21 protein-coding genes and 2 pseudogenes are annotated in these 25,739 nt (G+C 42.7%); 9 read left to right on the top strand and 14 right to left on the bottom strand.

The genetic code is table 11. From position 1 onward, the window contains the following. Positions 1-14: 14 nt before the first annotated feature. Together HYG89_RS07055 and HYG89_RS07050 are read right to left on the bottom strand one after the other, a co-directional pair. The gene (locus HYG89_RS07055) at positions 15-1,244 is read right to left on the bottom strand and encodes a transposase (RefSeq protein WP_178866834.1); all 1,230 of its coding nucleotides are present in this window, start codon (positions 1,242-1,244) and stop codon (positions 15-17) included. A 149-nt stretch (positions 1,245-1,393) separates the two neighbouring features. Then, positions 1,394-1,867, bottom strand: a pseudogene (locus HYG89_RS07050) (transposase); the annotation flags it as partial. Between HYG89_RS07050 and HYG89_RS07045 the strand changes: the two are divergent. After that, positions 1,856-1,996: pseudogene (locus HYG89_RS07045) on the top strand (transposase domain-containing protein); the annotation flags it as partial. The pseudogenes HYG89_RS07050 and HYG89_RS07045 sit on opposite strands and share 12 nt — an antisense overlap. A 100-nt stretch (positions 1,997-2,096) precedes the next feature. Here HYG89_RS07045 and HYG89_RS07040 read toward each other — a convergent pair. The 8 genes from HYG89_RS07040 to dxs all read right to left on the bottom strand — a co-directional run bounded on the left by HYG89_RS07040 (position 2,097) and on the right by dxs (position 10,865). Beyond that, entirely contained in the window at positions 2,097-2,384 is a 288-nt protein-coding gene (locus tag HYG89_RS07040; protein WP_178866832.1) for a lipid asymmetry maintenance protein MlaB, read from the bottom strand. A gap of 12 nt (positions 2,385-2,396) precedes the next feature. Next, on the bottom strand, positions 2,397-3,032 hold the full coding sequence (locus HYG89_RS07035) for a phospholipid-binding protein MlaC (protein ID WP_004974651.1): 636 nt from the start codon (positions 3,030-3,032) through the stop codon (positions 2,397-2,399). A gap of 15 nt (positions 3,033-3,047) precedes the next feature. Continuing rightward, a complete protein-coding gene (locus HYG89_RS07030) occupies positions 3,048-3,725 on the bottom strand; it encodes an outer membrane lipid asymmetry maintenance protein MlaD (RefSeq protein WP_131260598.1) in 678 nt (225 codons plus the stop codon). Next, entirely contained in the window at positions 3,725-4,504 is a 780-nt protein-coding gene (gene mlaE / locus HYG89_RS07025) for a lipid asymmetry maintenance ABC transporter permease subunit MlaE (RefSeq protein ID WP_004974646.1), read from the bottom strand. Before mlaE ends, HYG89_RS07030 begins: the two co-directional genes overlap by 1 nt. Next, on the bottom strand, positions 4,501-5,319 hold the full coding sequence (locus tag HYG89_RS07020) for an ABC transporter ATP-binding protein (RefSeq protein ID WP_178866831.1): 819 nt from the start codon (positions 5,317-5,319) through the stop codon (positions 4,501-4,503). The genes mlaE and HYG89_RS07020 overlap by 4 nt, the downstream gene beginning before the upstream one ends. Before the next feature lie 389 nt (positions 5,320-5,708). Continuing rightward, positions 5,709-7,535 carry a DEAD/DEAH box helicase gene (locus HYG89_RS07015; protein WP_178866830.1) on the bottom strand — a complete coding sequence of 609 codons (1,827 nt, stop codon included), beginning with the start codon at positions 7,533-7,535 and terminating at the stop codon, positions 5,709-5,711. A gap of 484 nt (positions 7,536-8,019) precedes the next feature. Further along, positions 8,020-8,850, bottom strand: coding sequence for an inositol monophosphatase family protein (locus HYG89_RS07010; protein ID WP_019836885.1), 831 nt, complete (start codon positions 8,848-8,850; stop codon positions 8,020-8,022). 104 nt (positions 8,851-8,954) lie between these two features. Beyond that, positions 8,955-10,865 (bottom strand): 1-deoxy-D-xylulose-5-phosphate synthase, encoded by a 1,911-nt coding sequence (dxs, locus tag HYG89_RS07005; RefSeq protein WP_178866829.1) that lies wholly within the window; start codon positions 10,863-10,865, stop codon positions 8,955-8,957. Positions 10,866-11,173: 308 nt separating this feature from the next. Here dxs and ribA point away from each other — a divergent pair, with 308 nt between their 5' ends. Further along, positions 11,174-11,776: a GTP cyclohydrolase II gene (gene ribA, locus HYG89_RS07000; RefSeq protein ID WP_004974633.1), complete on the top strand. Its 603-nt coding sequence runs from the start codon at positions 11,174-11,176 to the stop codon at positions 11,774-11,776. Positions 11,777-11,820: 44 nt separating this feature from the next. Here the strand turns inward: ribA and hemN are convergent, their stop codons facing one another. Continuing rightward, positions 11,821-13,194: an oxygen-independent coproporphyrinogen III oxidase gene (hemN, locus tag HYG89_RS06995; RefSeq protein ID WP_096901232.1), complete on the bottom strand. Its 1,374-nt coding sequence runs from the start codon at positions 13,192-13,194 to the stop codon at positions 11,821-11,823. Between the two features lie 231 nt (positions 13,195-13,425). Here hemN and hemF point away from each other — a divergent pair, with 231 nt between their 5' ends. The 3 genes from hemF to aroE all read left to right on the top strand — a co-directional run bounded on the left by hemF (position 13,426) and on the right by aroE (position 15,780). Further along, positions 13,426-14,370: an oxygen-dependent coproporphyrinogen oxidase gene (gene hemF / locus HYG89_RS06990; RefSeq protein ID WP_131260599.1), complete on the top strand. Its 945-nt coding sequence runs from the start codon at positions 13,426-13,428 to the stop codon at positions 14,368-14,370. Positions 14,371-14,688: 318 nt separating this feature from the next. Beyond that, positions 14,689-14,895: a hypothetical protein gene (locus tag HYG89_RS06985; RefSeq protein ID WP_004974627.1), complete on the top strand. Its 207-nt coding sequence runs from the start codon at positions 14,689-14,691 to the stop codon at positions 14,893-14,895. A gap of 96 nt (positions 14,896-14,991) precedes the next feature. Next, positions 14,992-15,780 carry a shikimate dehydrogenase gene (aroE, locus tag HYG89_RS06980; RefSeq protein ID WP_178866828.1) on the top strand — a complete coding sequence of 263 codons (789 nt, stop codon included), beginning with the start codon at positions 14,992-14,994 and terminating at the stop codon, positions 15,778-15,780. Positions 15,781-15,882: 102 nt separating this feature from the next. Here the strand turns inward: aroE and HYG89_RS06975 are convergent, their stop codons facing one another. Further along, a complete protein-coding gene (locus HYG89_RS06975; RefSeq protein ID WP_178866827.1) occupies positions 15,883-18,273 on the bottom strand; it encodes a hypothetical protein in 2,391 nt (796 codons plus the stop codon). A 225-nt stretch (positions 18,274-18,498) separates the two neighbouring features. Between HYG89_RS06975 and HYG89_RS06970 the strand changes: the two genes are divergently transcribed. Further along, entirely contained in the window at positions 18,499-20,322 is a 1,824-nt protein-coding gene (locus HYG89_RS06970; RefSeq protein WP_154320290.1) for an acyl-CoA dehydrogenase C-terminal domain-containing protein, read from the top strand. A 203-nt stretch (positions 20,323-20,525) separates the two neighbouring features. On the opposite strand, the gene HYG89_RS06965 is transcribed toward HYG89_RS06970, so the two are convergent. Together HYG89_RS06965 and hemW are read right to left on the bottom strand one after the other, a co-directional pair. Next, positions 20,526-21,035: a DinB family protein gene (locus HYG89_RS06965; protein ID WP_178866826.1), complete on the bottom strand. Its 510-nt coding sequence runs from the start codon at positions 21,033-21,035 to the stop codon at positions 20,526-20,528. Between the two features lie 60 nt (positions 21,036-21,095). Continuing rightward, positions 21,096-22,250, bottom strand: a complete 1,155-nt coding sequence (hemW, locus tag HYG89_RS06960) for a radical SAM family heme chaperone HemW (protein ID WP_178866824.1) — start codon at positions 22,248-22,250, stop codon at positions 21,096-21,098. 123 nt (positions 22,251-22,373) lie between these two features. Between hemW and HYG89_RS06955 the strand changes: the two genes are divergently transcribed. The 3 genes from HYG89_RS06955 (at position 22,374) to HYG89_RS06945 (ending at position 25,689) form a co-directional block, all read left to right on the top strand. Beyond that, complete coding sequence (locus HYG89_RS06955) at positions 22,374-22,838, top strand: DMT family transporter (protein WP_168526366.1); 465 nt, start codon at positions 22,374-22,376, stop codon at positions 22,836-22,838. Between the two features lie 44 nt (positions 22,839-22,882). Further along, positions 22,883-24,238, top strand: a complete 1,356-nt coding sequence (locus tag HYG89_RS06950; RefSeq protein ID WP_178866898.1) for an MATE family efflux transporter — start codon at positions 22,883-22,885, stop codon at positions 24,236-24,238. Between the two features lie 152 nt (positions 24,239-24,390). Next, on the top strand, positions 24,391-25,689 hold the full coding sequence (locus HYG89_RS06945; protein ID WP_178866822.1) for an AarF/ABC1/UbiB kinase family protein: 1,299 nt from the start codon (positions 24,391-24,393) through the stop codon (positions 25,687-25,689). Positions 25,690-25,739: the final 50 nt, after the last annotated feature.

Raw genomic sequence — 25,739 nt, 5'->3', positions numbered from 1 at the left:
GTATCTACACATCTTTAGGTACCTAGTGCAATGGTTGCGATTTCATTCAGTTCATCTATTGAATATTCTGAGAGCAGTTGAAGAGTATTTAGTAAAATCGAGAGTCCTGCCAATATGGCAGGCGCACTCTCTATCTTGCCTCTTTTCTGCTGTCTACCTGAAAGCCTAGTCAAAAATGCACGGACTTTCTGATTTTGCTCATCTGTACAACGCTGCACTCTCCACGTCAACACACAAGCCATACAATTGATCAGCAAACGCCTTAAAATCGCTTCTGGGGTAGTCTGAAGCCATGACTCAATATCATGACCTGCTTGCTTGAGAAGTTTGAAATAACATTCGATTGACCAACGCCAGTAATACCAAGTTGTCAATTCCACTGCGGTAATCTCGGTTGATACATTGCTGATCAATGACCATCTTGCAACTGTCTTATCATTAATATCTTTAACCACCGCAATAATCAGTCTAGCCTCAATTGCAGCACCTTTCTGAGGAGCAACTCTTTGACCTAAAGAATCTTTTTTATTTGATTTTGCAGCACGGGTAAGCCGAACATTGGTTTCTCCAACATAAAGCATATGTTGATTACCCTTGTAAGAAATGGGTTTCACTTGCTGTATTTCGATACGTTCAGCAACTTCTCCAACTTTACATATTTCACCCTGATGCTCAATCCGATTGCCTTCCTTTGCTCGAATAAGCCATTGAAAACCATGACTGCTTAATTCCCTGAGATGAGCAATGGAATCTCCTTCACGATCAATAATATGTACGCAGGTTTTCTCAAGAGGAAACTGTTCAACTTTTTGTATTTGTTCAGAAAGGGAGTCTAAATGAGTTTTACGTTCGGTCTGTTGCTCATTAAATGTCGAATAGCAACCTGAAGCACTAGAAAGGGTTTGAGCTAATGGAGCAACAGGAAGTCCAGAAGCAGCATCAACAAGTAAGCTCGTTTGTAATTCATAGCCTGAGTCGTACTGATGTGTCCTTTGGAGTTTTTGAGTTCTATTACGATGTGTCACATATTGGATTTGTGACCAATCATGAATAACTAAAGCATAGCGATGCGGCGATGTCTTAATCTGATCACAAGCAAGCTGTTGAATAGGTTCATTTAATTGTTTAAATGAAATTTTATCATTATTTAAAAACCGCCATACAGCTTGCGTCGTTGCGAAACTATTTTTTTGAGCAGAGGCAATATCTTTGATTGCAGGGGCAAGTGAAGCAAGAGGATTCATATTGAACTGAACAAGGTTGTTGTAACGTTTGACAAGGCGCTGATCTAAGCGAGAGATGTTAAAATTGAAGAGCATGCTCTTCAATTTAACGCAAAACATGGAAATTGTGTAGATACCTATGCTTTTTAGGCATAGGTATCTACACATCTTTAGGTACCTAGTGCAATGGTTGCGATTTCATTCAGTTCATCTATTGAATATTCTGAGAGCAGTTGAAGAGTATTTAGTAAAATCGAGAGTCCTGCCAATATGGCAGGCGCACTCTCTATCTTGCCTCTTTTCTGTTGTCTACCTGAGAGCCTAGTCAGAAATGCACGGACTTTCTGATTTTGTTCATCTGTACAACGCTGCACTCTCCACGTCAACACACAAGCCATGCAACTGATCAGCAAACGCCTTAAAATCCCTTCTGGCGTAGTCTGAAGCCATGACTCAATATCATGGCCTGCTTGCTTGAGAAGTTTGAAATAACATTCGATTGACCAACGCCAGTAATACCAAGTCATCAATTCCACTGCGGTAATCTCGGTTGGTACATTGCTGATCAATGACCATCTTGCAACTGTCTTTTCATTAATATCTTTAACCACCGCAATAATCAGTCTAGCCTCAATTGCAGCACCTTAATCCAGTCAGCAAAACTGAATGGACTGGACCCTTATGCCTATTTAAGTGATGTGTTGAAAAGACTGCCGACACAGAAAATAATCCAGGTTGAAGAATTACTACCGCATAAGTGGAAGCCTGCCTGACTCAAATAAGCTTCACCGGATGCTTACGAATAAAGCGGGAAACTAAACGCAATAAAAAAGCACCTTACAAGAAGGTGCTTTTTTGATGGTTTTTTCAGTTTTAGACGATTAGCTGCAAATCATCTTGCAAATGACAGGCTTGAATGATCTTCATCATTTTTTCAGGAACCGCTTTAAACTGTAAGCCCTTGGCTTCAGGCGTCTGACGCAACCATTGCACCAAAACGGCCAAAGCTAAAGTACTCCCGTGTTCTAGCTGCGCCAAATTAACCACCAAAGGCAACTGCTGCTTACGAATCAACTGCAGACCTTTTTGGTAATATTGCTCTGCATTACTGAAATCTATTTTTCCAGAAACACATAATTCCTGATTTGATAATTCAATCACGCCACACCTAACCTATTTTTTCTTTTCAACCGCAGCTTCTGCATCTGGCTTAAAGGTTGCAATGGCTTTATCAATATTGCCACCATTACGCTTCACGTTCGCTGCAAACTGGTTACGGAATTGCAAACCTAAATCAATACCCGACACGTTAATGTTACGGATTTTCCATTGGCTGCCTTTGTCTGCCAACTGGAATGACACAGGAATTTTTTCACCATTATGCAAGAAATCAATGGTCACCACTGGGTTCTTGCTGTTGGTCGCCTTATAAGGACGCATGGTGTAGCTTTGGTTGCTAAATTTCGCAAACGCTGTGCCATAGTTCTCAATTAAGGTTTCACGGAAGTTTTTCTCAAACTGCGCGCGCTGTGCTGCTGAACTGTATTGGTTCGTCGCATAAGTACCCATCACAATACGGGTAAATGCTTGCGCATCTACATACGGATCAAGGTTTTGACGCACAATCGTTTTGACCAATGCTGGATTGTTCTGCAATTTAGCATGATCTGCTTTTAAACGTGCAATCAAGCTATCGGCAACTTTTTTCACAAAAGCTGGTGGCGCTTCTGCAGGTGCAGCGAATGCAGTTCCTGCCAACATGGTTGAAAGTACACTTACCGCCAGAGTTTGCTTTAAAAGTGTTTTCACGGACAATCTCCTTCATTACTCAACAAATGACACTTCTGCATCTGTTGTTTCAGCTGTCGCTGTGTCTTTATCTGCGTCTGACGCTGCGTTGGATGTTTTCGCTGCACCGCCAGTAATAAACTTACTGATTAAATCTTCTAAATCCATGGTGCCTTGCGTGTTGGCAATACTTTCGCCACGCTTCACAAAGTTCAAACCACCACCTGGAACCACTTTGAGATATTTCTCACCCAATAAACCATTGGTTGCTACCATTATGTAAGCATCCTCATCAATACTGGTGATGGATTTCATGTTACCCAACAGTTGTTGTTCCATTTCTTTTTGTTGCTGAGGGCTTGCTTCTTGGTATTCTGCACTGTAACGCAATTCTTCAAGCGCATAATTTTGCACTGTTTTTAGTTGTTCAGGATTAAAACTGGTCAACTTGCCATCCAGTTCAAATTCAACTGTAGCCAAACGCGATACAGGGTCTAGGGTAATATCATTGACGCGACCAATGGTGACACCGCTCATAGTGACTTTGGCGCGTGGTTTTAAACCATTCACGTTGTCAAAAGTTGCGGTCATATTGTAACTGTCGCGCAAATTGGTACCCACCAATCCACTGACTTTCATGGCCAAGAAAAATAATGCAATGCCTGTCAAAATGACAAATACACCTACGGCCAGCTCACTTGTACGTGATTTCATTAAACACCTCCGAACATGACCGCAGTCAACACAAAATCAAAACCTAAAACACATAATGAAGAATACACCACGGTTCGTGTGGTTGACGTCGCAATGCCTTCCGATGTTGGGACACAGGCATAGCCTTGATATACTGCAATCCAAGTACAAATTAATGCAAAAACAAAACTTTTAATAATTGTGCCGTTAAAAATATCTTTATAGAACTGCACGCTGCTTTGCATACCGCCCCAGAAAGAGCCTTCATCGACACCTAGAAAATCGACCCCAACCATTTTGCCGCCCATAATGCCAATCGCAGCAAAAATAATGGAGAGCATTGGCAGGCTGACAATTCCTGCCCATAAACGTGGTGACACAATACGCTTGAGTGGGTCTACCCCAATCATTTCCATACTGGCCAATTGTTCTGTGGCTTTCATCAGACCAATTTCTGCTGTTAAGGCAGAGCCTGCACGTCCTGCAAATAACAGTGCAGCCACGACAGGCGCCAACTCACGCAATAAAGTCAAAGACACCATGGTGCCTAACATGGCTTCTGAACCGATATTGACCAAAATGGAGTAGCCTTGTAAGCCCAAGACCAAACCAATAAATAAACCCGACACCGCAATAATCAATAACGACATCACGCCAACACGGTACATTTGGTACAGGAACAGCTTCACCCCAAGCAGGGTTGGCATGGAAAATAGAATTTGCAACAACATTTGGGTGGCGACACCAATGCCACGAACACGCTCAATGACGCGTTGACCTAATGCGGCAATAGCATTCATGAACGCACCTCATCACTTAAATAAGCCCGATGGCTAAATTGATAATCGACTGGCCCTTCGGCAGCGCCTGTTAAGAACTGACGTACAAATGCCGATTCATGCTGTTTTAATTCTGTAGGTGTACCTTCGCCCTGAATCACGCCTTCCGCGATAATATAAATGTAGTCGGCAATTGATAAAGTTTCACCAACATCATGCGAGACGATGATGGTGGTTAAATCCAACGCTTCACGCAAGGAACGGATTAAACGGGTCAACACACCTTTTACAATCGGGTCTTGCCCTGCAAACGGCTCATCGTACATGATCAATTCAGGGTCTAACGCAATCGCACGTGCCAATGCCACACGACGGTTCATCCCGCCTGAGAGTTCTGCAGGCATAAGTTGTTCTGTACCACGCAAACCGACTGCTTCAAGTTTTAAAGCCACCAATTCTGCAATTAAATGTTCAGGCAACTGGGTATGTGCACGCAATGGAAACGCGACGTTTTCATATACGCTCATATCGGTAAATAACGCACCGCTTTGGAATAACATGCCCATACGTGCGCGCGCAGCAAATAACTCCTGACGCGACATTTGCGCAAGATTTTTTCCATCCAGAAAAATATCACCATGATCGGGAGTCAACTGACCACCAATCAAACGTAATAACGTGGTTTTACCAGTACCTGAAGGTCCCATAATGGCAGTAATTTGACCACGGCGAATCTTTAAACTGACATTTTCGAAAATGACACGTTTCCCTCGTTTAAAGCTCAGTTCATTGACTTCAATCAATGACGGCTCATGTTGAGGCATTGGATTATTCATAGCTGAGGGTCTTCCTGCATTTTTTCAGCACGCATACTATAAAGGATTGAAGCGCAAAATGTTATCTAGCAAATTTTTAAAAACTGTGCACGTATTGTTCAAGCAGTCTTATTATTGTTATTTAAATCACTTTTAGGACAGCAACAATTTAAAAGTAAGAAGAAATAATATAATACATTAAATTGCATAAGATGAGTGCTAAACCAATATACGGCATCATTCCCTCTCTCGTCTGCATGAGCAATCGTAAGCTATTGATGTTCATAATTAGCAAATAGAGTTAAAAACGTGACCTATTATACATTTTATTTATCTAAAGCAAAAATATTTAACATAAAAAAACCAGTGCTGAGCACTGGTTTTTCTTTATACAAATGACTATCGCGGTTTTAGTCGTTAAATTTACGACGTGGGCGATCAAAACCACCTTCACGGCGTGGACGATCTGAATTGAACTCGCGACGTGGACGATCTTCGCCACCAAAAGAACGCTTAGGACGATCATCAAACGAACGTGGTTGACGGTCACCAAAACCACCTTCACGACGTGCAGGACGATCACCGAAGCTACCTTCACGACGTGGTTTGTAGTCTACGCGGTTGCCACGGTTGTCATCATTCGCATCAAAACGCGGCTTATCGTTGAAGCCACCTTCGCGACGCGGACGGTCTGAATTAAATTCACGACGTGGACGGTCATCAAATGAACGCTGTGGACGATCACCGAAACCACCTTCACGGCGCGGACGGTCTGAGTTGAACTCGCGACGCGGACGATCTTCAAATGAACGTTGTGGACGGTCACCGAAACCACCTTCACGGCGTGGACGGTCTGAGTTGAACTCACGACGCGGACGATCTTCACCAAATGCAGGACGTTCACCACGTGGTTTGTCATCAAAGCTGCGACGTGGACGTTCATCACCGCCTTCACGACGTTTAAAGTTGCTTTCGCCTTCAAAACGACGACCGCCACCAAAACCGCCACGACCACCGCGACCGCCATCACGACGACCACGACCACCGTCACGACCAGAACGTGCTGGAGGTGGAGATGGCTCTAAGCCTTCAATTTCTGAAACGCTTAAACGAGCATCTAAGAAATCTTCCAACGCACGGATTTTGCCACGCTCACGGTAAGTTGCCAAAGTAATCGCGTTACCAGTACGGCCCGCACGACCTGTACGACCAATACGGTGTACATAGTCTTCATTTTTCATTGGTAAACCGAAGTTAATCACGTGAGAAATAGTTGGTACGTCTAAACCACGTGCTGCAACGTCTGTTGCAACCAAGATTTTTGCACGGCCTTCACGAATGCTGCGTAAACGACGGTTACGAACGGTTTGTGGCATTGCACCATGTAGCGCAACAACCGAGTGACCCGCTTCAGCCAATTCTTCAGCCAACATATCGGTATCTTCTTGAGTAGATGCGAATACAACCGCTTGATCTACACCTTCATCAGATAACCAGTGTGACAATAATTTTTTCTTGTGCTCGAAACCATCAGTCCAGTGTAAAGTCTGGGTGATGTCCATGTTCGTTGAGTGACCTGTTTCAATCGCAATACGTACAGGCTCATTCATCATGCGTTCTGCAAGTGTGATAATACGGCTGGCAAAAGTTGCAGAGAACATCAAGGTTTGCTTACGGTTAGCAGCTAAATCGCTAATCGCTTCTAGGTCTTCAGAGAAGCCTAAATCGAGCATACGGTCAGCTTCGTCTACAATTAAGGCATCAACTTTATCAAGTTTGATTTGACGACGGTTCACCAAGTCAAGTAAACGACCTGGAGTCGCTACAACCACTTGCGCACCTTTTAATTGTTGGATTTGCTTACCAAAAGGCATACCACCCATGATTGCTGCAATACGTACACCTTTCATGTGACGTACAAATGCAATCGCGTCTTGGCTAACTTGTTGAGCCAATTCACGTGTTGGGCAAAGCACTAAAATTGACGGCTGAGTAATAGCTTTCATACGCTCTTTAAATGGTACGAAAGTATCTTGATTAGCAAGCGCGTTTAAAGTTGGGAGTAAAAATGCAGCAGTTTTACCAGAACCTGTTTGGCTAGATACCAATAAGTCTTTACCTTCAAGTGCCGCTGGGATCGATTGTTCTTGAACAGGAGTCGGCGTAGTAAAGTTCAAGCCTTCTAAAGCTTGTTGTAAAGATTCATGTAAAGAAAAATCAGCAAAAGTTTTGCTCATAGAGATTTTCACCCTGAAAATGGGTGCTCCATTAAATAAAGTCAGATGGACATCGGCAAAAAGCGGTACAGCAATTATCGCTGACAATTTAAGATTCAGCGGCGATCCGAGTAACGACGATGTGATATAACGCACGCATGATTACGGCTTAACCTGAAGGAATCGCTTTAGCGATTGGGGCGCGAGATATCGTCCTCTCTTTGGACCGCACGCGCATACACAATGATTAGAAGAGAAATGTTCAGGTAATGAACAGAAATTAAGTGCGTGCGCGGATTATAGCAGGATTATTTTAAAAGTCACCTTATTTAATCGACTTTTGCTGTTTTTTGTGTAAACAGTGATAGATTCTGCTTTTATGGCTAGTATATGGACGATAACAACAGATTTAAAACCAGCAGTTTTAGACCGTTAGGTAAAAGAAAAGCCCTCAGGATGAGAGCTTTGCTAAGTGTCTTATTTAAGTATAAATATGATCAGCTGATTATTTCGCTGCTTCGCCCCAAGCAGGCACAACCGCTTTCATAAGTGGTTTTAACATTTTCATTGAACATGCCAAAACTTGCCCATTTTCCATAGAGTCGCTGCCACCACGTGCATCGACCACAGTACCGCCCGCTTCTTTCACAATTAACTCACCCGCAGCAATATCCCACGGTTTTAAGCCAAGTTCAAAATAACCATCTAAACGACCTGCAGCCACATAAGCCAAGTCTAATGCAGCAGAACCTGCACGGCGGTATTGAGCGCCTGCTTCTGTCACATTCAATAAACTTTCAAAATGGTTTTTGGCATAAGAAACAATTTCGCCATCGCGCTTAGCACGATAAGCATGACCCACTGCCAAGAAGGTGTTGTCTAAACTGTCTTTTACATTTACACGAATACGACGTTGATTCATCATCGCACCACGGCCACGGCTCGCAGAGAACAACTCATCTTTTACAGGATCGTAAATAACACCGTGCTGTGTCACACCTTTGTGTTGCACTGCAATCGAAATACAGAAATGAGGGAAACCGTGAACAAAGTTTAGCGTGCCATCTAAAGGATCAATCACCCAACACCAGTCGGCATCGTGACCTTTGCCTTCCTGCATGCCAAATTCTTCGCCCAAGAAGCTGTGATTTTTATAACTTTTGCGTAATGTATCAATGGTCAATTGCTCGAGGTAACGATCTACGCGCGTTACAGGACCATCAATGCCTTTTTCTTCGACTTGTAGATCGAGTTTATGACGATTCTGATGCGCTTTTAAAAGCTCTTGACCAACTGTTTGAGCCGCACGCGCAGCCATCACCACCATAGGTTCCATTGAACACCCACTACAAATTTGAAGAGTTTGATAAAGAATAATGCATGAAAGCCCCAATATTTTAGCAAATATTGAGGCTTTTGGGGAAGAAGTGTTGCTAAAAATTAATTCAATATAGATTGATGCAGTTTTTGCCAAGCATTTTGCATTGATTTTTCAATGCCTTGTGCATCTAAACCTGCCTGTTGCAGCATTTGACCATGTGTCGCTTGTTGCATAAAGCTATCTTCTAAACCTAAATGAATAATCGGTTTGACAATCTGGACCTTCGCCAAGTATTCACTCACGGCACTGCCTGCACCACCCATAATCGCATGCTCTTCTACAGTGACGAATAATGCAGTGCTGTCTGCAATCTCAGCTAACAGTTTTTCATCCAATGGCTTCACAAAACGCATATTCACCACACGTACTGCGACATCATGCTGCTGAGCAAATGCTTCTGCCGCCTCAACTGCCGCTTGCACACGGCTACCAAAAGCCAGCACTGAAATATAGTCATCATATTGTGGATTGAACTGCGCCACAATTTCAGCTTGTCCTAATGGAATTGCTGTCATTTGCTGCTGAATTTCGACACCCAAACCATGCCCGCGTGGATAACGCACTGCTGCAGGACCGTTATATAAATAAGCGGTGTGCAGCATTTGACGACATTCATTTTCGTCTTTTGGCGCCATAATCACGATATTCGGTACGGTACGCATATAGGCGTAGTCGTAAGCACCTGCATGGGTTGGACCATCTTCACCCACCAAACCTGCACGATCGATGCCAAAAGTGACATCTAAGTTTTGCAAAGCGACATCATGAATCAGTTGGTCATAACCGCGCTGCAAGAATGTAGAGTAAATCGCCACCACAGGCTTTAAACCTTCGCAGGCCATGCCCGCAGCCAAAGTCACGGCATGCTGTTCGGCAATCGCGACGTCAAAATAGCGTTCAGGAAATTGTTTGGCAAATTGCACCATGCCCGAACCTTCGCACATGGCTGGCGTAATTGCCAATAAACGCGAATCTTGTTCTGCCTGATCACATAACCACTGCCCAAATACATCAGAATATTTAGGTGCGGTAACTGGTGCAGCTTTGGCATGAATTTTACCAATGGCGTGATATTTAATTTGATCGGCTTCTGCAGGCGCAAAGCCTTTGCCTTTTTTGGTATAAACGTGAATTAAACGTGGGCCTTTACGTTTTTTCAGCGCATTGAATACGTGTGTGAGTTGTTCAACATCATGTCCATCGAAAGGGCCGAAATAATCAAACCCAATCGCTTTAAATAAATTGTCTGCAGCTTCAGTGGCAGCACAGTGTAAACGCGAGTTATACGTCCATTTCGGATGTGGCTGCACGTAAGCTTCGCCAGTTTCACTGACATAAACCGATTCACCACGTTCCCAAATAGCAGCAAGATGTTTAGCAAAGCCGCCTGTGCTGCATGAAATTGACATATCGTTGTCATTCAGCACCACCATCATATCGGCTTGGTGAGCCACGGCATCATTCATGGCTTCAAAAGCCATACCTGCCGTCATGGCACCATCGCCAATAATGGCAACAACTTCACACGGGTTTTGTTGATAACGTCGTGCCAACGCCATCCCCAATCCTGCAGAAATTGCTGTTGAGGAGTGACCAACACCAAAGGTATCAAAAATAGATTCTTCACGCGCAGGGAATGCAGCCAAACCATCTTTGGCGCGAATGGTGGTGAGTTGCTCGCGGCGTCCTGTTAGGGCTTTATGCGGATAAGCCTGATGACCGACATCCCAAATTAAGCGATCGTGTGGGGTATTAAAGCAATAATGCAGCGCAACGGTCAGTTCGATCACGCCTAAGTTTGCGCCAAAGTGTCCTCCACTTTGACCTGCGGCATACAAAATGAATTGACGTAACTCATCTGCCACCTGTGGAAGCTGGCTTTGCGCGAGTAAACGTAATTGCTGCGGATGGTCAATCTCATCGAGCAATGGTGTTACAGGGCGTTGAGTTGGAATTTCTGTATACAGCATATGTGGCAAAGCCTTCTAAAGCCTGGCAAATCCTAAGCGAGGTCAATGGGAATTACTCGATCATATAACCGAATGGTATTACCTTCAATCAGCCACATTTCTAGCGATGTAGTTTTGAGCAGTGATTTCAGTTGGGCACACGTTGGGTGGGTAGATTATCCTGAATAATCTAACTATTTATCAACCATTATCGTGCGCTTTATACAAAAAAGAAAATCTTCTGTATAAATTCGTGTTCGCTATTCTACTAATGTCTGAGCATTACGCTATACTTTAAACAATTTATCGACTATTTCACGAGTTAAACAGTGCCGATTAAGTTTGTCGCAACCTCACGATTACCGACCGCATTTGGTGAATTCAACATTACGGTATTTCAAGATCCTGAAACTGGCGAAGAACACGTGGCATTATCCAAAGGTTTGGACACTGCGCCAACCCAGCCTGTTCTGGTACGGATTCACTCAGAATGTTTAACTGGCGATGCTTTCGCGTCTTTAAAATGCGACTGTGGCCCACAGCTTCAAGCCACTCAACGCCTGATTAATGATGCAGGACAAGGTGTGATTTTGTATTTACGCCAAGAAGGTCGCGGGATTGGCTTGACCAATAAAATTCGTGCTTATGCCCTGCAAGATCAAGGACATGACACGGTGGATGCCAATTTAATGCTGAATTTACCTGCCGATGCACGTCGCTATGATATGTGCAGCATTATGCTAGATCATTTGCAGGTTAAAGCTGTGCGCTTAATCACCAACAACCCTTTGAAAATTCAAGCATTACAGGAACAAGGGATTACGGTGGTAGACCGTGTGCCTTTAACTGTGGGTCTAAATCCATTCAATGAAGAATATTTGCAAACCAAACACGAACGCATGGCGCACATGTATGATAAAGGTGACTTCTGAGTCACCTTTTAATTTTTGAATTAAATAATTTCTACTCAACTTACTTAAATCGTCATCGAAAAAATACGGTTATTTGGCATGCGACGTTTTAAACGCAAATCAAAGGCCATACAAATATTGCGCACAAAAGGTTTACCTTTTTCCAAAATCTGAATGTGCTGATCTTGAATGAGCAGTAATTCATCTTCCTGCATTTCCTGTAACTGTTGCAGCACTTGCTCAATTTCAGGAAATGCCAATTCTGGACTGGCCCACGACGTTTCAAAGCTGCACATTAAATTTAAAATATGCTGACGTATTACCAAATCTTCCCGATCCAGCACATGCCCTTTAAACACAGGAATTTCATTGCAGGCTAAACGGGCATAATAATCTTCAATGCTTTTTTCATTTTGCGCAAAGCTATACCAACTGTCGCTAATAGATGAAACACCCAAGCCAATCATAAGCTGCGTTTTAGATGCGGTATAGCCCATAAAATTACGGTGCAAGGTACCATTTTTAAACGACTGATACATACCATCACGTTCTAAGGCAAAGTGATCCATCCCAATTTCATGATAACCATAGGCCAAAAGACGCTGTTTGCCTTCTTCATAGCACTGACGTTTTAATTCATCTTTAGGTACATCTTCATCTTTAAAACCACGCTGCCCATTGCCTTTAATCCATGGCACATGCGCATAACTGTAAAATGCCAAACGGTCTGGCATTAAACGTTGGGTCTGCTCAATGGTATTCAGTACATCGTCTAGATTTTGAAAGGGCAAACCAAAAACCAAATCATGTGAAATAGAATCATAGCCAATTTCACGCGCCCACTCGGTCACACGTTGCACATGCTCAAAAGGCTGCATCCGATGAATGGCGCGCTGCACTTTTTCATTATAATCCTGCACGCCATAACTGACCCGACGAAAACCCAAGTCATATAAGGCCTGTAAATGTTCGCGGGTGGTGTTATTGGGATGACCTTCAAAACTAAATTCGTGCTGTTCTGCCACTTTGGCTTTTGCCAGAATGCCTTGAATGAGCTGCGTCAAATGTTCGACAGAAAAGAAAGTTGGTGTGCCACCGCCCAAGTGAATTTCTTTAATGATGGGAGTGCTTTCGAGCAATTGGCAATATAAGTCCCACTCTTTTAATAACGCCTGAATGTATGGCTGTTCAACTTCATGGCGTTTGGTGACACGTTTATGACAGCCACAAAAAGTGCATAGACTTTCGCAAAATGGCAAATGAATATACAGACTAATGCCTTCGCTGGCATTAGATTCATCAAAAGAACGCTTCAGCGTCTGCTGCCATGCCTCGGCTGAAAAGGTAGCATCATCCCAATAAGGTACGGTTGGATAACTGGTATAACGTGGTCCAGGCACATTGTATTTTTGAATTAAAGAATTTGCCTGCTGTGTCATCCACTCTGCCCCATTCAGTTAATTGCTGCTGACTAAAATTTAGATTGTAAAAACTATTGTGCTGAGCTTAGGCATGGAAATCAACCTAGTCTTTTGCTCGGAATACATGCTGAAATACAAAGCACCTTGCGCAATTGCCTGAGCGATTTGCAGCAAACTGGATAAACCCCTTAATTTTTAGACAGTTTTATGTTTTGATGTAAGCCATTTTATTTTTATGCTGAGGTGGCCATGTCGCATCCTACTCACGCGGATATTCAACGTGTACGTGAATTTCTTCTCGATTTGCAGGCGCGAATTTGTGCGGCTTTAGAACAACAAGAACAGGCAGGTGGCGGAAGCGCACAGTTTGAAATTGATGACTGGCAACGTCCTGAAGGTGGCGGTGGTCGTTCCCGTGTCTTACAAAACGGTACAGTCATTGAAAAAGGCGGGGTGATGTTTTCGCATATCAATATTTCCAAACTGCCTGCTTCTGCAACTGAGCGTCATCCCAATATTGCAGGCGCACCTGCGCAAGCGATGGGTGTATCATTGGTAATTCACCCGAAAAACCCGCATGTACCCACCTCGCACGCCAATGTGCGTTTATTTGTCGCTGAACCTGAAGGACAACCGCCAATTTGGTGGTTTGGTGGTGGTTTTGACCTGACACCATTTTATCCAAATGATGAAGATGTGTTGGCATGGCACCAAACAGCACATGACTTATGTGCGCCTTTTGGCGATCAAGTCTATGCAGAACATAAACAATGGTGTGATGACTATTTTTATTTAAAGCACCGTGATGAACAGCGTGGCGTGGGTGGTTTATTTTTTGATGATCTGAATCAATGGGACTTTGACACCTGTTTCAACTATATTCAGGCGGTGGGTAACGGTTATTTGGCTGCAATTCTGCCTATTTTTGAGCGTAATCGTGACAAAGCCTATACCGAAGCACAACGTGAGTTCCAGCTTTACCGTCGTGGACGTTATGTGGAATACAATCTGGTCTATGACCGTGGCACTTTATTTGGCTTGCAGACAGGTGGACGGATTGAGTCCATTTTAGTCAGCTTACCAAACTTGGCGGGATGGTCGTACCGTCCTGAATGGGCAGAAGATTCCGCAGAGAAAAAACTCACCGACTATTACTTAAAACCACGCGATTGGTTAAATCTCAAGACGAGTTAAAGCTCGCGACTGGTGAAACCTTGCGTACATCGCAGTGTAAAAAAGATCACATTCAAGGTTCAAAAAAGCGATTCTTCCACGAATCGCTTTTTTACTTACAAACTTTATTGCTTATTTTCAAATCAATAAATATGCACAGCATGAATTAACTGTCATGATAGTGCGGATGGATTTTAATAGATGATGTGACCGCGCACCCTATTCGACCATGCACAAATAGGATTTAACTATCCATACATCAAACCATGAGTCAAAGGCGAATTCATCAAACTGTCAAAGCCTTATGTCACACTGCGCCACATCTGTCAGGAGATCCGCATGTTTAGCCCGCTGTTCAAACACAAAATCTTTTTATTTTGGGCAACCTTTGCCATGTTACTTGGCTCAATTTGCATGACCTTTATTTTTGAAAGTCATCTTTCAGATGGCTTAGCCATTAGTAGCAGCATTTTAGCGGGCATTGCCATGTTCGTGATTGCCACTATTTTGGTATTAGAAACCGTTTTAGAGATTTGTAATCCTTAAGTCCAAAGACTCCCACCGTTTTATACCGCCATAGGCTTTAGTCCGCGCTGAATTTGACGTATATTGATGCACATTTCAGCACATGGATTTTGGCAAATGCGCAAACAATTTGCCGTGATTGGCAACCCAATTGAACAATCACGTTCTCCTGAACTGCATCATGCCTTTGCAGAAAAAACAGGCATTGACCTGCAATACAGCAAACGCCTTGCCCCTCTTGATGGTTTTAGAGACAGTGTTGCAGACTTTTTTAATCAGGGCGGTGTAGGCATGAATGTGACCGTGCCTTTTAAAGAGCAAGCATTTGCCCAATGTGGCGTATTAACCGAACGTGCCAAAATTGCCAAAGCAGTCAATACCTTGTGGATGCAAGATGGTGTTTTGCATGGCGACAATACCGATGGTCAGGGTTTGGTTGATGCCATTCGTGCTTTGGGCTGGAATTTAGAGCACAGTGATATTTTGATTATTGGCGCTGGTGGTGCAACCCGCGGGGTAATTTATCCGTTGGTACAAGCAGGCGCAAAAAAAATTGTGATTGCCAACCGCACCCTTGCCCGTGCTGAACAACTGGTTGCTGACCTACAAGCTGCCGTACCGCAAGCAGAATTACAAGCCATGGCACTTACCGATTTAACAGGTCAATTTGATTTAGCCATTAATGCGACGTCTGCCAGCTTAACGGGAGATGCCCTCACCTTGCCTGAGTGTTTGCAGTTTAATTTTGCTTATGAAATGGCTTATGGCAAACCTTCAAGCTTTTTACAGCAAGCCAAAGCGCGTGGCGTACCGACATCGGAAGGTTTTGGCATGCTGGTCGGACAGGCGATTGAATCTTTTTATATTTGGAATGGCGTGAAACCTGAATTAAAAGATTTCCTCTAAATCATCACCAAATAAAAATAGCCCTTGAGCAGCAAAGGGCTATTTTTTTATTTAAACTGGGCAATCTTGTTGAACGCTGATTGCCCATTTTTCACCCACGGTTTATTTTACAAATTTCTGCATATCTTCATACACATCCATATATAACTCATAATCAATCTGTTCAGCCTGATCTTCAGTTAAAGTGCGAATTGAATTTTGGCTCAATTTGCCCTGCTGACGATCAACATACGTCTGCCCCAAAATGTGTGCCGTTTTCTTTAAATTCTCCAAGTCAGGCACATCCCAATCATAAGCTGCTTCATAGGCTTTTAAATATTGCTGAGCAAATATCTGTTGTGGTTGCTTGTATTGCTGTTTCAGCTTACGCCATTCAAGTGCGACTTTATTTTCATCGACTGCATCTTCAGTCAAATTATTGATACGACGACCAATTGCATTATTGAATTGCTCATCTTCTTCTAAATGATGCTTGGCTTGTAAAGCTTCAATCCGTTTTAGCGCGGCACCTTTCGGGTCATAGTAGCGCTCATCACTGAACCAATAGGCATACACTTCTGCCATTTCCTGCAAGGTTTGTGGACTAAGATTTTTTACCCACGTACTTTGCTCTGCTGCCATGTGCACTAAAAATAAAGTCTGATAAGTCTGACTAAAAGATTCTGTTTGTTGATAGGTTTTTTGCGCCAACTGCGCCAATTCTTCATCATAACTTAAGGCAGGTTTTACAGTGGTCTTATCTTTATTTTCTGCAGTTTCCTGCTCCAAAGTCCGCCCTAAATTTGTCACCCATTTTTCTAAAATTGAGTCTTTGCTGACCTCTTGAATGGATTTGGCTTGACGCAGCGCACTACGGTCAATTTTGCTGGCTTGCCCATAATTCGCAATGCTGACATCGTTATACACATGAATTGTGCCGTAATTTTCGCGTTTAAATTGCAACGCATAATCAATTTTTGCAGCACGCCCCTGATCATCTAAAGCCACATCAATTTGAATCGGTGTTTTTTTATCTTTAGGTGTAGCGTTCATAATCTGCTGAATTTCAGCCTGATGTTTTTGCCACAAAGCTGCAAAAGCGGCGGCATCGACCAATTGTTCCGAACGGTATGGTTCAAAAACTTTAGCTAGCTTTTCTTGCGGTGAAGCAAAGTGCTCATCTAAAACCGATTGTGCCTGCTCAGCACGACTTGGGCTAAATGCTTCTAATTCATAGGCATAAGCACAGTAGGTTAAATCTCCAACTTTGGCTGTTTTTGCTGTTTCGATCAAACGCTGACAGTCTTGTTCGCTTAGCATACTTGCGGTGCTTGCTGAATCTTCTGCCTGCTCAGCAGCCGCTTCAACGGCTTGTTCAGCTGCGATCATGGCATCTTCACTGGCATCTGCTGAATAATCTGCCACATTACTCACTGTCGTTTCAGTTGCATAAAATTTCTGACTGACCAAATCACGTAAAGCAAGGGTGGCTTGATACGCCACAAAAGCCTCTTGGCTCATGCCATAATCTTCAGCAGTTTCATTGTGTTTCAAGTAGTCTTCAACACTTTCTTTGGCCGATGTATCTTGCGTAATTTCAGCTTGTTCAGCAGCATCTTCGGTTGTGGTCGCCTGCCCCAATACAGTCTGTTGCAAATACGGTGCATTGACCTGATCAAACATGGCAAGCTGCAGCAACATATCTTCCAAACTACTGTTCAAACGAATTTTTTCACTAATTTTTTGCTGACGGTCTTGTGCAGTTAAAGATAACTTTTGAATATGTTTAGAATCTGCCAATACATACGGCACCGCATTCATGGCTTTTAAGTATTCGGCAAATTGTGCCACTTTAATCCGCTCAAAATCGGCTTTGTATTTAGAAAAGTCGATATAGGCAAAGTCATTTTGACTGTCTTTATTCACCAAATAAGGCAACAAAGAAAAATAGTTGGTATAGAACTTATATTCATTAAAATCGACCACCATCGGTACTTTCATTTGCACCAAAAGTGTCGGTTTTTCATAGCGTGCTGCTACATTCAAAGCAGCAATTTTTTGCCGATAATGCACCGAGCCATCGTAGCTAAACTCAGTATCATTCAATACATTCAACAGAAAATTAAAAGGACTCGATTTTTCGATTGCCCCTGCAGCATAGGAAGCAGAGTTTTGTTCCTTAGCCATTGCCGTATATAAGTTTTGTTTTTCTTGTGTACTTAAACGGACTTTTTGCTGTTTTAAATACTGATCTAATTGCTTTTTAAGTACAGGATCAAGTGTGGTAGGAGCAATATCCGTTACTTTTGGTATTGCTTCAACTAAATTGCTCTGTACCCGTAATTTGCCCTGAAAATCATAACTAGCTGTTTCAAAGATGGCATTTAACCCCGTAATTGCCTTTTGTTCTATACTTACCGTCTGATTGGAATTGGTCTTAATGACATGCTGCGAACAACCTGTAGCAGCTAAACTAAAAAGACATAAAGATAAATATTTTAATTGTATCTTCATTGCTAAACACCTTATATTCATTATAGATTGGTCTGTTCAAACGTACAGATTATGATACATTGTAACATAACACTTCATTCGTTTTTGTAAGGTGAATAATTTTCACTATTCGCATTTCTGACATTTTTATTCGCTATTCTTATCAATGTTTTTTGATCATGAGTGTGAATAATCAACATATCGATACAGATAATCCAAAACTATTTCTAAATTAGGATTAAGACTATGCCAGCATATAAAGCCCCATTACACGATATTCGTTTCTTAATGAACGAAGTGCTTGATTACCCGACCCATTACAAAAATCTTTCTAACGGTGAACTTGCGGACGCAGATACAGTCGATATGATTTTGGAAGGTGCAGCAGATTTCTGTGAAAATGTACTTTCTCCACTCAATCAATCTGGCGATGAAGAAGGCTGTCATTTTGAAAATGGCAATGTGACCACACCGAAAGGCTTTAAAGAAGCCTATGACCAATTTGTGCAAGGTGGCTGGCAAGGTCTGTCTTACCCTGAACAATACGGCGGTCAAAACCTGCCAATGTCGCTAAACCTCATTAAATCTGAAATGATGGGTACTGCAAACTGGTCATTCCAAATGTATCCAGGTTTAAGCGTGGGTTGTATCAACACCATTATGCAATTTGGTACAGACGCGCAAAAAGATACCTATTTACCGCACTTGGTTGCAGGTACTTGGTCAGGCACCATGTGTTTAACTGAACCACAATGCGGTACCGACTTAGGTCAGGTAAAAACTAAAGCAGAACCGCAGGCTGATGGTACTTATGCAATTTCAGGCACCAAAATCTTTATTTCTGCAGGCGAACATGACCTGACTGAAAACATCATTCATATTGTGTTAGCGCGCCTCCCAGATGCACCTGCAGGCACGAAAGGTATTTCATTATTTATCGTACCGAAATTCTTGCCAACAGCAGAAGGTACGGTGGGTGAACGCAATCCTGTCACTTGTGGCTCAATTGAACACAAAATGGGGATTCGCGCGTCTGCAACTGCAGTCCTAAACTTTGACAATGCCGTGGGTTATTTGATTGGTGAACCACACAAAGGCTTACATGCCATGTTTACCTTTATGAATACTGCGCGTATTGGTACAGCAATTCAGGGGATTTGCCATGCAGAATTGGCATTCCAAGGTGCATTGCCGTATGCCAAAGAACGTATGTCAATGCGTGCGCTTTCAGGTAAAAAAGACCCTGAAAAAGTAGCTGATGCAATCATTCACCATGCCGATGTACGTCGTATGCTCTTAACGCAAAAAGCCGTAGCAGAAGGTGGTCGTGCCATGATTTATCATGCTGCACAATTGGCAGATAAAATGAACGACGCTTTAATGCGTGGTGATACTGCTGCTTTTGAAGCGCATGATGACCATTTAGGTTTCTATACGCCAATCTTAAAAGGTTTCTTAACTGAAATGGGATATGAAGCTGCCAACCACGGCATGCAAGTCTATGGCGGTCATGGCTATATTAAAGAATGGGGCATGGAGCAAATTGTACGTGACTCACGTATTTCAACACTTTACGAAGGTACCACTGGTGTTCAGGCACTCGATTTGATTGGTCGTAAAGTCTTATTAAGCTCTAAAGGCAAAGTAATTCGTGACTACACTGCTGAAATTTTAAAATTCTGTGGTCAGCACGCACGTAATAAATACATGCGTCGTTTTGCATGGGACTTGACTAAGCTATGTGCACAATGGAATGCATTAACCGTGCGTATTATGTTGGCAGCACGTAAAGACCGTGACATCGTTTCTAGTGCTTCGGTTGATTTCTTGATGTTCTCTGGCTATGTGATGATGGCTTATTTCTGGGCGCAACAAGCGGCTGTCGCTTCAACCAAATTGGCAGAAGGCAACGGTCAGGAAACACCTGAATTCTATAAAGCCAAAATCAAAGTTGCCGATTTCTACTTTGAGCGTTTATTGCCACGCACCCAAGGTCATGCAGAAGCAATGGTGAATCCATCTAAAACCATGACCGCTTTAGCACCAGAACATTTTAGTTTTGATTACTAAAATTTTCTGGGTAGAAGCAAATAAAAGAGCGCAATATGCGCTCTTTTTTATGCCTAGATTCAAAGTTAAGACGCTAGTTTTTTTATCCATGAATTCAAATTTACTTTTAATGACCTGTTGGAAAGCCATGAAACATCCACTGGATTAGGTATAAAAATAAAAAAAAATCACTAGACATAAAATTTCTAATCGCTTCATTCAAATCACTTCTTAGCGTTTTCTTCAAGCAACATATAAATTAAATCAAGTTCGGGGCATGCATAGCCCATTGCGGTTAAAACTGCGGTAATTTGTCCACGATGATGTGTTGCATGATTAAACACGTGCATTAAGGTTGCTGCATACGGCAAACTCATGGCAACACCAGTTGATGTTTTATAATGTAAGTCTTGATCAAAAAAATTAGTATCTACTTGTTTTAAAAAGTGAATCCAGTTTTCAGCTTTCTTTTCAAGCTGTTCAATAAGCTGTGTTCTATTGGTTTCAACGATATGATCTAATGGCAACATAGCAGAATTCTGCAAAGCAAAACGTGGAAACCATAAATAATGTTCACCGACTAGCAAATGATTGAGCGTGCCAAAAATACTTTTAAAATATAAGCCCTGATCCGAGAAAAAATCACCATCTGAAACAGATACCAAAGCATGTTTTAGTTTTTGAGTCGCCCATAAATTATAGTTCGCAAGTAACTCAAAGGTTTTTAAGTCCATTCAAATTTGTCCTATTTGAGTTCTTACCACAATCTGAAAAATATTGAATTTTATATTCTCCTACAAAAACGCTTCCAATACCGAGTTTAAAAACACATGCCCTTGCTCGGTACATGCCAGTCGGTTCGGATCATCCTGCAATAATTGACGCTGACGCAAAGTGCCTAAAATATCCTGCATATCTGCTAAATTTAAACCTGTACGAGCAGCATACAGTTTTGCATCTACCCCATCATTCAGGCGCAGCGCATTCATCATAAACTCAAATGGCAGCTCTTCTGCGCTAATCGCTTTAAACTGCAAATGCTCTGCAGGCACTTTGGCTAAATAATCTTTTGGCAAACGGGTTTTCTGGAAACGATACACCCCATCAGGCAAAGTCACTTTGCCATGTGCCCCGGCCCCAATTGCTAAATAATCGCCAAATTGCCAGTAATTTAAATTATGTGCAGACGGCAGCTCTTTACGCCATGCCGAGACCTCATAATTCACAAAACCTTGCGTAGTTAAATAAGCTTCACCCTGTGCCTGAATCTCTTCCAAAACATCATCTACTGGTAAAATCGGCTGCGTGCGGAAAAATACCGTATTCGGTTCAATGGTCAATTGATACCATGAAATATGCGTTGCACCGTGTTCCACCGCCAGTTTTAAATCTTGCAGCGCCTGTTCTAGTGTTTGCTCAGGCAAGCCATGCATTAAATCTACATTAATACGCTGAAAACCTGCTTCACGTGCCAATGCAATCGCAGAAATTGCATCATCATTGGAGTGAATACGCCCTAGTTTTTGTAAATGTGCTGTATTAAAACTTTGCACGCCTATCGACAGGCGGTTAATTCCTGCAGCTAAATAATCTGCAAAAGGATCATGCTCAACTGTACCGGGGTTGGCTTCTAAAGTAATTTCACAGCCATCTTCAAAGGCGATCAGCGCTTGCAATTGTGTAAATAACCATTGATAACCCTGCGCAGAAATCAGTGAAGGCGTACCACCACCAATAAAGACACTATGAATTTTTCGTCCCTGTGCAAACTGGGTTTGGGTTTTAAAATCTTCCACCAAAGCCTGTAGATATTCCTGCTCCAAATCTAGACTCAGCTTGCCGTCAGGCACAGCATGCGAGTTAAAATCACAATAGGGGCACTTACGCACACACCACGGCATGTGAATGTATAAAGACAAAGGAATATCTGCGGGTATTAAGGGCTTCAAAGCAAGGCTCAGTGCAAAATCAGAACAGTGATACAGATTTTAACATGACTACAGCAGGACACAGCTGTATTCCCTATAATTTGCTTTAGACTAGAAAATCACCAATAAGAAAAAAGCGATAAAATGATGAAGATTTCCAGTCAACTATTCTTACTTTTGCCGCTCGCCATGGGCATTGGGATTGCCATGGCTTTCCAGACCGCAATTAACAGCCAATTGCGGGAATATTTATATTCTCCGCTACAAGCTGCCCTTTTCTCTTTTTTGGTTGGTACAATAGTTTTAGCCATTTTGGTTTTTTTCCAACAAGTCGAAAAACCTAGCTTCAGTACCTTGCAACACATTCCATGGTATTTATGGATGGGTGGATGTTTAGGGGTTTATGCAATTAGCATCAGTATTTATAGTGCGCCAAAATTAAGTTTGCTCACCTTATCAGGGGTGATTATTTTTGGGCAAATGCTCGCTTCTATGCTGATTGATCATTTTGGGTTCTTGGGTACGGAAAAAGTCAGCATTAACTGGCAACGTCTTTTAGGTAGCGTGGTGATTTTTATTGGTGTGCTTCTCACTTTACAACGCTCATAACTGAAACGCTAAGCACCTCATATATTGAGATTTTTGTGTCAAAAATGAATTCTGTGACCAGCACCCGTTTTGAGTTAAAACAACTGTTTCAGCTCATGATTCCAATTTTGGTCACCCAGTTTGCCCAAGCAGGTCTCGGGCTGATTGATACCATTATGGCAGGCCACATGTCTGCTACCGACTTGGCTGCTATTGCGGTGGGGGTCGGGTTATGGATGCCCATTATGCTGCTGTTTAGTGGCATTATGATTGCCACCACACCTTTGGTGGCAGAAGCCAAAGGGGCACGAACCCCTGAAAAAATTGCCACTATTGCCCGCCAGTCCTTATGGATTGCCTTTATTTTAGGCGTGATTGCAGGCCTGATTTTACAGTTCATGCCTGCTCTGCTGCCTGTGTTTGGTGTGCCTGAAAGTTTACAACCCAAAGCAGGTTTATTCTTACATGCCATTGGTTTTGGGATGCCTGCCGTAACCATGTATGCCGCCTTGCGCGGTTATTCTGAAGCATTGGGCTATCCACGTCCCGTCACGGTCATTAGCCTGCTGGCTTTGATCTTGTTGGTGCCTCTCAACTTTATGTTTATGTATGGCTGGGGGCCATTACCTGAATTAGGCAGTGCAGGCTGTGGTTTTGCCACCGCAATTTTACAATGGCTCATGTTATTTAGCTTAAGCCTGTATATTTTTAAAAGCAGCGCCTATCAAAGCACTCAGGTTTTTAGTCAATGGGAAGCGCTTGATGCAGTCTGGATCAAGCGCATTTTGCTGCTTGGCATGCCAATTGGTCTGGCAATTTTCTTTGAAGTCAGTATTTTCAGTACTGCTGCCATCGTCATTAGTCCTTTGGGTGAAACGACATTGGCTGCTCATCAAATTGCCATGTCCGTGACCTCACAACTGTTTATGATTCCCATGTCGTTGGCAATTGCTCTGACCATTCGCATTGGTACCTATTATGGCGAACAGAACATTCATGCCATGCGTAAAGTACAGGTATTGGGTTTTGCCACGGCCACCCTGTTTGCGTTTTCCACCATGGCACTGATGTGGTTTTTCCGCCCTGAAATTATTTCTATTTACAGCAATGACCCGCAAGTAGCGCAAGTCACTTTATATTTATTGTTGTTTGCCATTGCTTATCAGCTCATGGATGCTTGGCAAATCAGTGCGGCAGGTTGCTTACGTGGCATGCAAGATACGCAAGGCCCAATGTGGATTACCATGCTTGCCTATTGGGTCATCGCCTTCCCAATTGGCGTGTATTTAACCCGTTACAGCAGCATGGGTGCCGCAGGCGTTTGGGTCGGGCTGATTGTTGGTTTAAGTATTGCCTGCGTGTTGCTCTTAACTCGTTTATATTTTAATAATCAGCGACTGGAACGCCAGTTTGCCCAATAAACACAGCCCTTAAACATACTCCAACATGCCGAAATACCTTTTGGCATGTTGGGTCTTTAATTCAAATAAATGCATTAACAATTAAAAGTAGGCATTTTGCTCACGAACACTTATGATCAAAATACAGTAAAGATGATCTTGAGGAACATCGCATGGCAAAAACGGCGCGTACACCCGGTCGTCGCTTTATGAAACTGGCGGGCATGACCGCAAGTATTGCAACTAAAACCGTATCGAATTCAATTAAAAACCTGACCGCAGATGAACAACAAAAAAATGCAGCACGCAGCCAATTGTTTCAAGATATTGGCGTCCAAATTGCCAATACTTTAGGTGAAATGAAAGGCGCAGTCATGAAAGTTGGGCAAATTGCCTCGCAATATAAAGACATTTTCCCGCCTGAAGTCGCTAAAGCCATCAGTAAGTTACAACGCCAAGCGCCTGCTATGCCTTTTGCCGAAATTAAAGCACAAGTTGAAAAAGAACTCGGTAAACCACTCGATAAAATTTTTAAACACTTTGATGAAACGCCATTTGCAGCCGCTTCGATTGGACAAGTGCATAAAGCCACTTTGCCCAATGGCGAACAAGTCGTGGTTAAAGTGCAATATCCAGGGGTAGATGAAGCCTGTGAAAGCGACCTGAAGCAAGTCCGTTTAGCCCTGCGCTTAATGGGTGTGTTAAAAATAGACCGTAAATTGCAAGACCGTCTGTTTCAAGAAATTCAGGAAAGTTTAGACAATGAACTGAATTATCAGATCGAAGCACAAAACCTTGAAGTAGCACGTACATTTCACGCGGCTTTGGATGATAAAATTATTATTCCAGAGGTTTTTAAAGACTATTCTTCACGGCACATTTTAACCTTAAGTCTGGAACAGGGCGAAAGTATTGAAACCGCCAGTACATGGTCACAGCGCACCCGTAACACTTTGGGGCGACGCTTATTGCGTGCCATGGGCCAAGAAATCTTTTATTTAAAACGCTTCCATTGCGACCCGCATCCAGGCAATTTTGCCTTCCGTGAAGATGGTTCAGTCATTATTTACGACTACGGCGGTGTGAAAACTCTGTCGAGCGATGTAGTACATCATTTTAAACAACTGATTCATGCCGCACGTGCACAAGACATTGCCGAAATTGAACAGCATTTAGATGCGTTGCAGGCAATTTCTGCACGGGGTAAATTCCCTGAAGATTTATATCTGCAATGGCTAGAAGTGTTGATGCGCCCACTGACCACACATTATGACTTTGCAGAAAACTCTGCCCACCATGATGGGGTTGAACTGGTCAAAAGTTCGCTGAAATACTGGGATGTCTTCAAACCTTCGCCCGATACCCTCATGGTGAATCGTACTGTATCTGGACATTATTGGAATCTGATTCATTTAAAAGTGCATGACAATTTAAATGATATTTTTGAAGAGTTGGTTCCACCACGAGATTAAACTCAGCGTTTCACTGAACAAGGTGATGTTAAAAATAAAGCCCAGAGATG

Source organism: Acinetobacter sp. SwsAc5, assembly GCF_013391485.1.
Classification (GTDB): Bacteria; Pseudomonadota; Gammaproteobacteria; order Pseudomonadales; family Moraxellaceae; genus Acinetobacter; species Acinetobacter towneri.
This window is presented reverse-complemented; position numbering and strand designations above follow the sequence as displayed.